The sequence below is a fragment of the Arthrobacter sp. SPT-J7 genome, from assembly GCF_059089965.1.
Genome location: NZ_JBNHFF010000001.1, coordinates 75,500 through 88,270 on the forward strand (window position 1 = coordinate 75,500; position 12,771 = coordinate 88,270).

Consider the following 12,771-nt stretch of genomic DNA (forward strand, 5'->3'; position numbering starts at 1 on the left):
CGGTACTCAGTCCGGCGTCGGGCAGTTCCAGTGTTCGCGCTTCATCCGCAGGGTATCGCCGTTTTTGGCTGGATCGAGCACCTGGCTTTTCCAGATCTGTTCCGGGTCTTCGAAGTATTCCGCGAAGTAGGGATCGGAAACCCAGATATCGAGCATTGCCAGGGCGGCTGCCTGCCGGCCCTGGTCACTACTTTCGTGGGCGTCAAGGAACTCGCCTTCCCAAGCGCAGCGCCAGTACGTGGACGCTATGCTCTCGCCCAGCGAGCCGGCTTCGTAACGTCCGTGAGGGTCGTTGTAGCCCTTGGGAATAGTTGCAGGCCAGTCCGTACCTGCGGGAAGGGCGTGGGGAAAGCTCTCGACCGCCGCCAGATAGAACGCGGGGATGTCCTTGAGGCTGACGAAGCCCAAGTCGTCGACCAGGGTCTCCAGCGGGGGGCTGGAAGCCGGGACGGCAGTTGTAGATGCTGGCAACGCCCCGGACTCCGTCGCAGCTTCACGGGCGGCTCCTGCCGGAGTCTCCGGTGCGGAAGCCTCCGGCTTTAGACCGTTGCCGCAACCAGCCAGCGGCAGCACCAGGGCGACAGCAGCTGTCAGAGTGGCCACCTTGCGCATCGTCTCTCCAAGCCTGTCGTGTATCAACGTCTGTTTCACGCTAACTGCGGAATTGGCCACGCCAGGGGATTGCGATGTTGCGAAGCAATAACTTCTGAATGGCTTCCCGATGGAATGATTCATCAGTATGCTTTTCATCGAGTGCAGAGGAAAGGCTGACGACGAGGGCCCGGTGCCGCCGGGCCGTTGACAAGAATCGACATCTTTCGACCACCTGTTGGAACAGATGGCGCCAAGCGCCGGAGACGGAGATTTAGATGAGCAACGAAAACGGACCCACACCGCTGTCGCCGGAAGAACTTGAAGCCCAGTCAGGGACCGCGCTACCGGATAAGGAGGTCGCGTCCATTCTCGACCTGAATGCTGATCTCGACCTCGCCATCGATGCGGCCGCGCCTATCGACCTAGCCGTCGCGGCGAACGCCAATGTCGCGGCCCCCATCGATGCCGCAGCCTCGGCCAACGTCCTCTCGGACGGCTCCACCGCGCAGGCCCTGTCCGATCAGGGAGTCATCATCGACCAGGGCATTGCGGCCGATGCAACGGCTGAGTCCGCGCAGGACAGCAACATCGACCAGAGCAACGACACCGTAGACGGTACCGAGACAACTGCTGGCCCCGGAGCCGGGACGGACGCCGCCGCCGGTGCTTCCGGGCTGCCGCAGGAGGGCGTCAGCGGTGCGGCAAGCACTGGCCCGGCGCTGCTGCCGGACGGCACGCTGCCCGACGCCGGACAGGCCACGGATAACCTCGGGTCGATGCTGGACGGGAACCTGCTCAATGTCAACGTCAACTTGGACGCGGACGCCGATATTGCCGCGCCCATCAATGGCGCTGTGGCGGCCAACGCCAACGTTGCCGCGCCGATTGACGCAGCGGTTGCCGCAAATATCGGTTCGATCGACAGCCAAGCGACCGCGGTGGCGCAGCAGGACGCCATCATCACCCAGCAGATCGACGGTGCCGCCGAGGCCAATGCCGGCCAGCAGTCCGACCTAGAACAATAATCCCTGAATGAGCATGAATCCGAGCGGGCCACCTGCCTTGGGTGGCCCGCTTCCCGGAGACCGGTCGGCGGCGCCCCCGTCCATTGAAGTCCCGGCGCTGGCCGACGGCGTGCAACTCCTCGGTTTGGCGCTGGGGTCCGGCTACCGCGAACCGCCCGCGCTGGTCCGGCGCGCGGACGGGCAAACCCTCCAGCTCACGCCTCTGCTGTATGCAGTGCTGGAAGGAGTGGACGGTACCCGCAGCCTCGGCCAGATCGCGGATTATGCCGGCAACAAGTCCGGCCGGTTGGTCACTGCCGACAACGTGCAGGCCCTGATTGAAAAACAGTTGCTGCCGCTGGGCCTGCTGCAGCTTGCGGACGGCTCAGAACCCGAGGTCAAGAAAGCCAGTCCGCTGCTGGGCATGCGCTTCCGCTACACGGTTACGGATCCGGAGCGGACCCGGAAGCTGACAGCTCCGTTCGCCGCACTGTTCCATCCCTTCATCGCGTTGCCCGTTACCGCGGCCTTCCTGGTGGCGTGCTGGTGGGTGCTCTTGGTCAAGGGCCTGGGCTCGGCTACGCACGAAGCCTTCGCCAACCCCGGGCTGCTGCTTCTGGTTTTCGCCATCACCATCCTTTCGGCAGGCTTCCACGAGTTCGGCCACGCCGCCGCGGCCCGCCGCGGCGGCGCTACCCCGGGAGCCATGGGCGTCGGCCTGTACCTGATCTGGCCCGCCTTCTATACAGACGTCACTGACTCCTACCGGCTGGGGCGCGGCGGCCGGATCCGCACGGATCTTGGCGGCCTGTACTTCAACGCCATCGTCGTGGTGGGCACGATGGGCGTCTGGTGGCTCACCGGATTCGATGCGCTGCTGCTGGTTGTGGTGACCCAGATCCTGCAAATGGTGCGCCAGTTGCTGCCCCTGGTCCGCTTCGACGGGTACCACATCCTCGCCGACGCTACCGGCGTCCCCGACCTGTTCCAACGGATCAAGCCCACGCTGCTGGGACTGCTGCCTTGGCGGTGGTCCGACCCCGAACCCAAGATGCTCAAACCCTGGGCCAGGGCCGTCGTGACCGCGTGGGTTCTGGTCACGGTGCCGCTGCTCCTGTTCTGCCTGTTCATGATGGTGGTCTCGCTTCCCCGTGTGCTGGGAACGGCGTGGGCCAGCATCATGGAACAACAGAGGCTGCTGGCAGAGGCCGGTTCGGACGGCGATATAGCCGGCATGGCTGTGCGTGTCCTGGCCATCACCGCCGTCGCCCTTCCCATTCTCGGCATTGCCTACATTCTGGCGCGCCTGGCCCGTCAGCTCGGCACCGCGGTCTGGATGAAAGCCCGCGGCCGGCCGCTTCGACAGGTCACGGCCGTCGCCGCTGCCGCCGCCGTGTTCGCCGGCTTGGCCTGGGCCTGGTGGCCCGATGACGGGGCCTACCGCCCGGTGCAGCCCTACGAACGCGGCACCCTGTTCGATGCAGCAGTGTCCTTTGCCCCGGTTTCCCCGGTGGGACTGGCCGACGGCAGCGCAGGCCAAACGGTGGCGGCGTGGCCGTCCGGAACTGACCTGCCGACAGCGGAGAACCCGCGGCTGGCGATGGTTCTCGTCCCCCGCGGGACCGCCACCACCGACATCAGTAAAAATGCAGCGAACGACGGCGGGTCCGGCACCGTTGCTGAAACTGGCGCCGGAAACACGACCCCGGCCTGGGTTTTCCCCTTCGACCGACCGCTGGCGCCCGAGGAGGACGGAAACCAGGCCCTCGCCGTCAACACCGAGGACGGATCCGTTGTTTACGATGTCGCCTTCGCGCTTGTCTGGGCCGACGATGGACCGGTCGACGCCACCAACGAGGCCTACGCCTTCGCTTCCTGCCGGGGCTGCACCGCCGTCGCCGTCGGCTTCCAAGTTGTTCTGGTCCTCGGACAGGCCGACGTAGTGGTCCCACAAAATCTTTCGGCTGCAGCTAACTACAACTGCGTCGAATGCCTCACCTACGCCCTGGCCAGCCAGCTTGTCCTCACCCTCGACGGTCCGCTCAGCGACGCCGGCATGGCCCAGTTGGAAACCCTGTGGGAAGAGATAGCAGCCTACGGACGATCGCTCGAAGATGTTCCCCTGAACGAAATCCAAGCCCGGCTAAACGACTACAAGACGCGCATTCTCGGCATCATCGAGCAGGATGCCGCGCTCAGTGACAGCAACACCGACGCAGGCTCCGACACGGAAGCCGATACCCGGCCGACCTCGGAGCAGGGAGCAGACGGGGAGCCTCAACCGGCGCCCGAGTCGACCACCATGGCGCCGGAACCGGGAACCTCCAACCCGAACGCGCCAGCGGATGCAACGCCCCCGGTGGATACCGGCGGCGAGCCGCAACCGGCACCGACAACCACCACCACACCGGAGCCGGCACCGGCGCCCGAGCAAGAGCCAGCCCCCGCACCCACCCCGGCTGATCAGCCGGCACCGGCGCCTACCGGATAACCGGCTACCTGAGGGCCGCGGACACGACGGGTCATGCGGTTACCCGCAGCGGCACTAGTCCGTGAGGAGTGACCTCGACCGTCGTCTCGACGGTCGAGGTCACCACCGACATGATCCTTACGCGTCGTCCGACCGCCGGGCTGCTTCGAGTCCGGCAAGGTAGCCGAACACCAGTCCGAGCGAGATCGTTCCGCCGGCGCCTCCGTAGAACCCCTTGGTGGGAGCGCCGCCTGCATTGCCGGCGGCGTAGAGGCCCGTGATGACTTCGCCCTCGGTGTTCAGGGCGCGCCCGACTGCGTCGGTCTTCGGACCGCCGACAGTGCCGAGTGCGCTGGCCTCGACCTTGAGCGCGTAGAAGGGTGCGGTGTCGACCGGTCCCAGCACGCTCGACTTCGGACTCTTCAGCACCGGGCGGATGATTTTCGCCAGGGGCCGGACCACGAAGGAACGCAGACGGTCGGGGTCGTTCTTCTTTGCCACGCGTCCCGCGAGCTTGCTCGCGATCGGACCGACAGCCTTGGCGATGAGCACTCTTGCCTTTGCGGTGGCGGCGGGGAAGCGTGCGTCGGGCGAGTTCTTGCCCAGCCGTGGGTAGTAGGCACCGAAGTAGCGGTCGAACATGGTGTCGCCGCGATTGAACTGCGGGTCGCGGCCTCGTGCGGCCTCGGGGTTGAACCGGTCGACGGTGCGGAGCAGTCCCACCTCGTCGACGCCGATCTTGGCCGCCAGTGCGGACAGGGTATCGGCCCTGTGGAGGTACTCGGGCACCTTCCCGCCCGGCGTAACGCCGAAAATCCCGAACTTCTCCCAGTAGTTCTGGTCGAAGATCAGCCACGCGGTGGCATTGGGCATAGTGCCCGTCTCCGGGTCGACCTCGCGCATGATCTGGCCGAACTGGTCGTAGGCCAGGGCCTCGTTAGCGAAACGCTCGCCCTTGCTGTTCACCATGATGCTGTGCGGCAGCGCACGCTCTCCCAGGAACACGCGGCTGAGCGGCTGGCCCTCCAGTTCCTCACCGGGCAACTGCACGCCGGGCATCCACCAGGCGTCCTCCATTCCGGTGAGGTCAGCGCCAACCTCGTTGGCCAACTGGACCGCGATGCCATCGTGACCCTTGGGCGAAACCTGAACGCCGAAGGGCGCTTCGAGGTACTTCGCGGTGACCTCGTCCGAGCTCTCGAACCCACCACTGGCCAGCAGGACGCCCTTGGTCGCGCGCACCGTGTGCTCGGCACCCTCGGCTCGCACGACGACGCCCCGCACACCAGAGTCATCCGTGACCAACCGGACTGCAGGTGCTTCGACACGTACGTCGACGCCGTTGCGCAGGCTGCCCTCCAGCAGGGCGCCGACCAATGCCGGTCCGGCCAGCCAGACGTCATCGATGCCGATCCCGCCCAGCAGCCAGAACGGGAGCGGGTTTTTGGCCATGCCGGTTGTCAGGGCTGGCCGAACGTACTTTGCCGCTTCGCCCAGGCCCTCGGGGGAGTAGGGGCCAGGGAAGAGCGCCCGGCCGACCGATGCGCCGTCAATGTCTGAACGGTAGTCCGGCCAGATGGTCGGAATCCATCCAAAGGAGGTGTGCTCTTCGATGAATCGTGCGACGTGGGGCCCGGCTTCCAGGAACCTCTCTACCAGGTCGTGGTCGAGGATCTGGTCGCGGCCTTGGCCGTAGATGTAGCGCCGGGCCTGGTCCAAACTGTCCTTAACCTTCAGGTCCTTGGTCGAAAAGCCGTGGTTGGGGATCCAAGCGGCACCCGCAGAAATGCCGGTGGCGCCGCCAACAAGTTCCCGCGACTCAACCACGAGAACTCGTGCACCTTCCCGGGCGGCGGTGAGCGCGGCCATCAGGCCTGCTCCGCCGGAGCCGACGACCACTACGTCAACCTCGTCCGGGATGCCCTTTTGGGGCACTGTCCCGATGGAGCCAGAGTGCAGAGTTGAACGATCAACCACGATTTTCCTCCTTGCTGTTGGTTCCGCAGGCGGCCTTGTCGCTTGGCGGTGCCGGGGCCTTCCCCTCGCCAAACAACTACATGCAGATGCATATACCGTATCTGCTTTAGTTGACGTGTCAACCTTATCCCGCTGCTGGGGGAAGCGCCCATGCCATGCCACGTAGCTTTTCAGCCCGGGGCGCACCGCGATCCAATCCCGCGACGGGAAGCATCGATGGCGATTAGCCGCCCTCCTAGCACCCTTGCACAGGAAGTTTCCCGCAGCCAATCGGCCAGTCAGTTGGTTGCGGAGGGCAGGTCCGCCGTCGGTCGGCGCCACGCGTTGATCAGGAGCCAAATACTCCAGATGATGCTCGCCGCAATACCGATAAGGGTCGGCACGGCGTTGTTGGGCGAAAATCCTTCGGTACCAATGACCCAGCCCTGCACCAGGTAGGCCAATCCGGTCAGCCCCAGGAGGCCGCCCACGAACCGGGACACCCGGCCGCTCCAGAAAATCGCAACGGCAAACAGCAGAAACGAGAGTCCCAGCAACACGCTCTGGTAGCTCCTGACACCCCATTCCAGCCAGCGGATGCCCTCCGCGACATCAAAGCGGACCGTCTTTTCCGCCTCCGGCGCTGCGGCCCATGCGTCCACCGCCTGCTTCAGGGCGACACCGTCCACGGCTTGGAGGACCGCATAAAGGGCAAGTGCCGCCACAGCGGCGACGGCGGCGAACCTTCCCAGCCAGGCAGCAGCGCCGCGATGGAGATCCAGGGCGGTAAACAGGACCAGCAGTCCGGCAACCAAGATCGCCATCCCAATGAACTGGCTCAGATGGATCCCGGTCCACGCAGCGCTGTTCGCGTACTCGGAGAACGCTGCCAGGTGATCGTTGGCGCTGGCGTTGTCAGGGTGGAATAGCCCCGCTATCAACGAGACCAGCACGCCGGCAAAAAGCAGCGTTGCGGCCGGCCGCAAGCGCGAATGGATGGGGGCACGAGGCTCCGGCTCCCTTTCCGGAGTGGGCCGGATGACACCGCCTGCTTGATCCATTCGTTCACCTCCACGCGGCGACGGGCGCGTCGACTACCCGGGCAGGAGTGGACCCTGCGGCCCTGGTCACGACACAACGAGGTCAAGCCGCTATTCCCAACAGTGTGCTCCGGGCTTCACCGCTTGTCGAGAAGACATCAGGCGCCCAGCTGTCGCGGATCCGGTTCCCGCCAAGTGCAACGGGACGTATACCGAGGACCCGACTGCTTCCCGCAATAGACCTTCACGTACAAGGTAAGGTTAGGCTTACCTTGTACGATGCTCTGGTGACTATTGAGCTCGACCTTACCCCGGTCCGTTTCGCTGCTGATTTGGAGCGTCACGGTGACCGTCCCGCCGTCCTCACGGCAGACCGAACGCTGTCCTACCGCGAGCTGGCGGACCGGGTGGACGACCTCGCGGCCCGGCTGGGACCGGTGCGTCGGCTCGCCGTGCTGACGGCGGCGAACGACCTCGACTCCCTCGTCGCGTACCTGGCCGCGCTGTCCGCGGGACATCCGCTCATCCTTGTGCCGGCGGATAAGCCGGCGGCGCTTGAGTCGGTGTTGGCAACCTACGACCCGGACGTGGTCCTGCGTCCGGGCGGCGGGGAGCCGGTGCTGGAAGAGCGGCGGGAGGGTACGCGGCACGAACTGCATCCGGAGCTGGCGCTGATGCTGAGCACGTCTGGCTCGACCGGCTCTCCCAAACTGGTGCGCCTCTCACAGGAGAACTTGCAGTCCAACGCCGAGGCGATCGCCCAGTACCTGAACATCCGGCCGAGTGACCGCGCCGCAACAACTCTGCCCATGTCCTACTGCTACGGCCTCTCCGTCATCAACAGCCACCTGCTGCGCGGCGCCGGCCTAGTGCTCACCGACCTCTCTGTGGTGGATCCATGCTTTTGGGAACTGTTCCAGGTACAAGGTGCCACGACGTTCGCGGCGGTTCCGTACACGTTCGAACTGCTGAAGCGGATAGGGTTCCCGGACATGGACCTGCCCGGCCTGCGGTACATCACCCAGGCGGGCGGGCGGCTCGACCCGGACACCGCGAGTCGCTACCGGGAGCTGGGCGAGCGCCGCGGGTGGGACCTGTTCGTTATGTACGGGCAGACCGAGGCCACCGCCCGGATGGCGTACCTGCCCCCGCGGCTCGCGGCGGACAACCCGGGAACGATCGGGATCCCCGTGCCGGGCGGGGCGTTTCGGATCGACCCGGTGCCCGGACTGCCGGACGGCGAACTGGTTTATACCGGGCCGAACGTCATGCTCGGCTACGCCGGGCGGCCGGAGGACCTGGCCCTCGGGCGCGTGGCCGACGAGCTGCGCACCGGCGACCTGGCGCGGCTGCGGCCCTCCGGAGTGTACGAGGTGGTGGGGCGGCTTAGCCGATTCGTGAAGATCGTGGGCATGCGGATTGACCTGGGCCAGGTGGAGAAGATCCTGGCCGAACTTGGAGTTCCGGCGGCCGCCGCGGGGTCGGACCGCAGCCTTATTGTCGCCGTTACCGGCGACCACGACCCGGGACTGCTGCGCAAGATACTGGCCCAACGGCTCGGGCTGCCGCGCGCCGCCGTGCAGGTGCACGCCGTCGATAGCGTCCCCCGGCTAGCCAACGGGAAGGTGGATTACCCGGCAGTGCTGGCCCTCGCGACGCCGGAACCGGAACCCTTAGATCCGGCACCGGAGCCGGTTCCCGCAGGGCCGCCGGAGGACGTACGGACCATCTTCACCGAGACCCTCGAGTGCGGCGATGTGCGGGATGAGGACACGTTCGTCTCCCTGGGCGGTGACTCGCTCTCCTACGTGGCGGCGTCGATCCGTCTGGAGCAGGCGCTCGGGCACCTGCCGCCGGACTGGCACATCACCCGCGTGGGCGAGCTCGCGGCGCGGGCCCGGCCGGCGGTGCCAGGTTGGCGACGGGTGTTCGCGCCGCTGGAGACCGGCATTGTCCTGCGCGCGCTCGGGATCGTCGCGATCATCGCCACGCACGCGCAGCTCTTCCACTGGCCGGGCATGGCGCATGTGCTCTTCGCCGCAGCCGGTTTCAATTTCGCCCGCTTCCAGCTCGGCGGCGAGCGGATCCCGCGGCTGCGGCGGCAGGTGCGCAGCCTCGGGCGGATCATCGTGCCGAGCGTGGCCTTCATAGCCGCCGCCTACCTGCTCACCGACCGGTACGGGCCCGAAAACATCGTCCTGCTCAACTCCATGGTCGGCCCGGAAACGTGGACCACCCGCTGGGACTTCTGGTTCATTGAAATGCTCGTGTACGTATTGGTCTCCGTGGCGGCGCTGCTCACGATTCCCCAGCTGGCACGGGCCGAGCGGCGCTTCCCCTTCGCCTTCCCTCTCGCCCTGACCGCGCTTGGGCTGCTGACCCGGTTCGAGATCCTCGTCCTCCCCGCGCCCAACCCCGCCCCTGTCCTGTGGCTGTTCGCCCTGGGGTGGGCCGTGGCCCGGGCCAGCAGCCAGATCCGCAGGTTGGCCGTCTCGGCCCTGGCCGCGCTCACCGTGCCGGGCTTCTTCGGCGAGCCCTACCGCGACGCCACCATCCTCGCCGGCATCCTGCTGCTGACCTGGCTGCCAGCCCTCCCCGTGCCCACCGGCTTCCACCGCCTGCTCGGCGTGCTCGCCGCCTCGTCCCTGTACGCCTACCTCACCCACTGGCTCGTCTACCCCGGCCTTGCCCCGATCAGTCCCGCCCTCGCCGTTACCGCCTCCTTGGCCGCAGGAGCCGCCTACTGGGCCTTGTCCATGCATCTCATGGCCACAGCTGGCCGCCGGATCAAGCAGCTTCGCAGCTCCCGCTCGGCTTCCCTTGACCTCCTGTCCTGGAGGTGGCCAGCACCCAGGAAAGGGGCGAGGTGAGTGTCGGTTGCCGCTCCGGAGATCCTCACCCGAGCATCCTTCAGTACGCCTTCGTCAACCATGAAGCCCGGCACGTGCCGCCCGGGTCCCCGTTTTCAGTAGGCTAACGTTGTAGCTTTGCCCCGCCGATTCAAGCAAGTAAAGTCCAGGAGTTTCTGCGCGAGGACAGCCTTGCAGAGCGCTAGTCAGCCGCTTGGACAGATACGGAGAACCACCTCATGTCAGCAGCCAGATCAGCTCCCGCTCCGACCGCACGGGTGGGACAAGACCTGGTGAGGGCAGTACCTACTATGCAACAGCCGCCGCTGCCGGACCCCGGGCATGCCAGCCGGCTGCGGGCCGAAACCTCGATTGTCAGCGGCTGACTGTGGGCCACAGCCACGCACACCAGCCATCCACGCCCGGCGCCGCCGCGCTGGCCGCCAGACGCCGAGCGAACCTGCTGCTGGCGGTGATCCTGCTGCCGGTCACCGTGCTGACGCTGGTGGGCATGGTCCTGCTGTGGCCCTCGGGTTCCGGTACCGAAACCGACATCCCCGATCCCTTTGCAGCGGCACCCGGTCTGAGCTTCGAAGTGGGCACCGTCCAAAGGGTTGAGCTGGAAGACTGTCCCACCTCACAGGCCTCGGTGGCCGCAGGCATGGAAGCGGAACAGTGCATGGTTGCCTACACCCTGCCAGAAGCCGGGGGCTCCACCCTGCCTGTGGAGATGTCGCGGGAAATTGCGGCGTCCCGTGGCGTCGACGTCGGCGACACCATCCGCTACCTCGACCTTTCCGGTGTGCGCGGCGGGCAGGACGGTGTCCACGTCTTTGTTGACTTCGTCCGAACTGTGCCGATGGTCCTGCTGGCCCTACTCTATGCGGTGGTGGTGGTGGCGGTGGCCCGCTGGCGCGGCTTCCGCGCGATGCTGGGGCTGGCCGGGGGATTTGTGGTGCTGGCGCAGTTCATCCTGCCGGGCCTGATGGAGGGCAAGCCGCCGCTGCTGATGGCGCTGATCGGTTCGGTGGTCATTATGGTCGGGGTGCTCTACTTTGCGCACGGCTTCTCCGCCCGAACGTCCACCGCCTTGCTGGGCACGCTGATCGGCCTGGGCGTGACCGCATTGCTGGCGGCTTGGGCCACCGACGCCGCCTACCTCACCGGCGTGGACGACGACTACACCTACCAGCTGATCAACATGGGCGGCAGCCTCTCGGTCTCCGGGCTGATCATGTGCGGACTGATCATCTCCGGCCTCGGCGTGCTCAACGACGTCACCATCACCCAGTCCTCGGCGGTATGGGAGATGTACGAGCTGGCTCCCGGCGCCTCCGCCATGCGGCTGTTCACCGGAGCCATGCGCGTGGGCCGCGACCACATCGCCTCGACCGTCTACACGATTGCCTTCGCGTACGCTGGTGCTTCCCTTCCGGTGCTCATCCTGATGTCGCTGCACGAACGCCCCTTGGTGGCAACCTTGACCAGCGGCGAACTGGCAGAGGAAATCGTGCGCACTCTCGTGGGATCGATTGGGCTGGTGTTGGCAATTCCGATCACCACGCTGATCGCAGTGCTGGTGGTCAAAGCCACCAGCATCCCCGGGCTGTCAGCCGTGGGGGAGCCATCGGGCAAAGGGCGCCGAGCCCGGCGTTCACGGGCAGATGGCGGCGAGAGTGGATACAACCACAGCGAGCACCAGCACGGAATCGAAGGCCTCGATTCCGTTCTTGCCCAAACCCAACCGGAAGGGCACTTGCCTAGCTATGGAGGCCAGGGCCCCAGGCAGCTGTGACCCTTGTTCGGCAACGACGAACGAAGGTCCCTGCCAGCGCTGCTAGGTAGGCGCGTCCGATCTGGGCGGGGTAGCGTGGTCCCACCGGTGGCCGGGGGGTTGGACGTCGGTGCGCCGCTGGCAGTGGAAAGCGATGGCTGTCGGCGGCTCTTTGGGGCCGGACGGCGCCGCCCGGACAGTGCCACACGAGGCGAGCACCGCCGTCGTCGTTGGTTTGGGGAAGTGAGGGGAAGCCGTGCTGGATAAAGTGGCCCTGGTGACCGGGGCATCCTCCGGGATCGGCGAGCATACCTGCCATGAACTGGCGCGCCGCGGCTTCACGGTCTACGCGGCAGCGCGCCGGCTGGAGCGGATGCGTCCGCTGGAAGGGGCCGGGGTCCGCGTGCTCGGCATGGACCTGACCGACGACGCGTCCATGGCCGGCGGGGTGGAGCAGATCCTCGCGGAACAGGGCCGGCTGGACGTGCTGGTCAACAACGCAGGCTACGCGTCCTATGGTGCCGTCGAGGACGTGCCGCTGGCTGATGCGCGTCAGCAATTCGAAGTGAACCTGTTCGGCATGGGGCGGCTGATTCAATTGGCAGCCCCGGCCATGCGCGCGCAGGGGAGCGGCCGGATTATCAACGTGTCCTCGATCGGCGGCGTGTTCTACGAGCCGCTCGCCGGCTGGTACCACGCCGCCAAATTTGCGGTGGAAGGCCTGTCGGACAGTCTCCGGGTGGAGCTCAAACCCTTCGGCATTGATGTGGTGATCATCGAACCGGGACCCGTCCTGACCGAATGGGACTCGATCGCGGTCCGGAGCATGCTGCAGAACTCCGAAGGCACGGCTTATGCAGGCGAGGCGGAGAGCGTCGCACGGGCGCTTTCGGAGGCGTATACGGAACGAACAGCAGCGCGTCCGGAGGTGGTTGGCCGGCGGATAGCCCGCGTCGCGGCTGCCCGCCGCCCGCGCACACGGTACCCGGTGGGCCGGGGCGCGCGGACCATCATGAGCGCCCGCCGGCTGCTGCCGGACCGGGTCTTCGACGCGCTGATCGCCAAGGTCTTCCTGCGCTGAGGC

General features: G+C 66.5%; 8 protein-coding genes. 5 read left to right on the forward strand and 3 right to left on the reverse strand.

Annotated elements, in window-relative coordinates; all coding sequences use genetic code 11:
- Positions 1 to 6: 6 nt before the first annotated feature.
- The gene (locus AC5RWX_RS00330) at positions 7 to 603 is read right to left on the reverse strand and encodes a hypothetical protein (protein WP_494096781.1); all 597 of its coding nucleotides are present in this window, start codon (positions 601 to 603) and stop codon (positions 7 to 9) included.
- Positions 604 to 869: 266 nt separating this feature from the next.
- On the opposite strand from AC5RWX_RS00330, the gene AC5RWX_RS00335 reads away from it, so the two are divergent.
- Both AC5RWX_RS00335 and AC5RWX_RS00340 read left to right on the forward strand, forming a co-directional pair.
- Positions 870 to 1,619: a peptidoglycan-binding protein gene (locus AC5RWX_RS00335; protein ID WP_494096782.1), complete on the forward strand. Its 750-nt coding sequence runs from the start codon at positions 870 to 872 to the stop codon at positions 1,617 to 1,619.
- 7 nt (positions 1,620 to 1,626) lie between these two features.
- Positions 1,627 to 4,089 carry a hypothetical protein gene (locus AC5RWX_RS00340; RefSeq protein WP_494096783.1) on the forward strand — a complete coding sequence of 821 codons (2,463 nt, stop codon included), beginning with the start codon at positions 1,627 to 1,629 and terminating at the stop codon, positions 4,087 to 4,089.
- A gap of 117 nt (positions 4,090 to 4,206) precedes the next feature.
- Here AC5RWX_RS00340 and AC5RWX_RS00345 read toward each other — a convergent pair whose 3' ends face one another.
- Both AC5RWX_RS00345 and AC5RWX_RS00350 read right to left on the reverse strand, forming a co-directional pair.
- Positions 4,207 to 6,045, reverse strand: a complete 1,839-nt coding sequence (locus AC5RWX_RS00345) for an FAD-dependent oxidoreductase (protein WP_494096784.1) — start codon at positions 6,043 to 6,045, stop codon at positions 4,207 to 4,209.
- A gap of 278 nt (positions 6,046 to 6,323) precedes the next feature.
- On the reverse strand, positions 6,324 to 7,085 hold the full coding sequence (locus AC5RWX_RS00350; protein ID WP_494096785.1) for a hypothetical protein: 762 nt from the start codon (positions 7,083 to 7,085) through the stop codon (positions 6,324 to 6,326).
- Between the two features lie 266 nt (positions 7,086 to 7,351).
- On the opposite strand from AC5RWX_RS00350, the gene AC5RWX_RS00355 reads away from it, so the two are divergent.
- The 3 genes from AC5RWX_RS00355 to AC5RWX_RS00365 all read left to right on the forward strand — a co-directional run bounded on the left by AC5RWX_RS00355 (position 7,352) and on the right by AC5RWX_RS00365 (position 12,768).
- Entirely contained in the window at positions 7,352 to 9,934 is a 2,583-nt protein-coding gene (locus tag AC5RWX_RS00355) for an AMP-binding protein (RefSeq protein ID WP_494096786.1), read from the forward strand.
- Between the two features lie 367 nt (positions 9,935 to 10,301).
- Positions 10,302 to 11,708 (forward strand): YibE/F family protein, encoded by a 1,407-nt coding sequence (locus tag AC5RWX_RS00360; protein WP_494096787.1) that lies wholly within the window; start codon positions 10,302 to 10,304, stop codon positions 11,706 to 11,708.
- A 235-nt stretch (positions 11,709 to 11,943) separates the two neighbouring features.
- On the forward strand, positions 11,944 to 12,768 hold the full coding sequence (locus tag AC5RWX_RS00365; RefSeq protein ID WP_494096788.1) for an oxidoreductase: 825 nt from the start codon (positions 11,944 to 11,946) through the stop codon (positions 12,766 to 12,768).
- Positions 12,769 to 12,771: the final 3 nt, after the last annotated feature.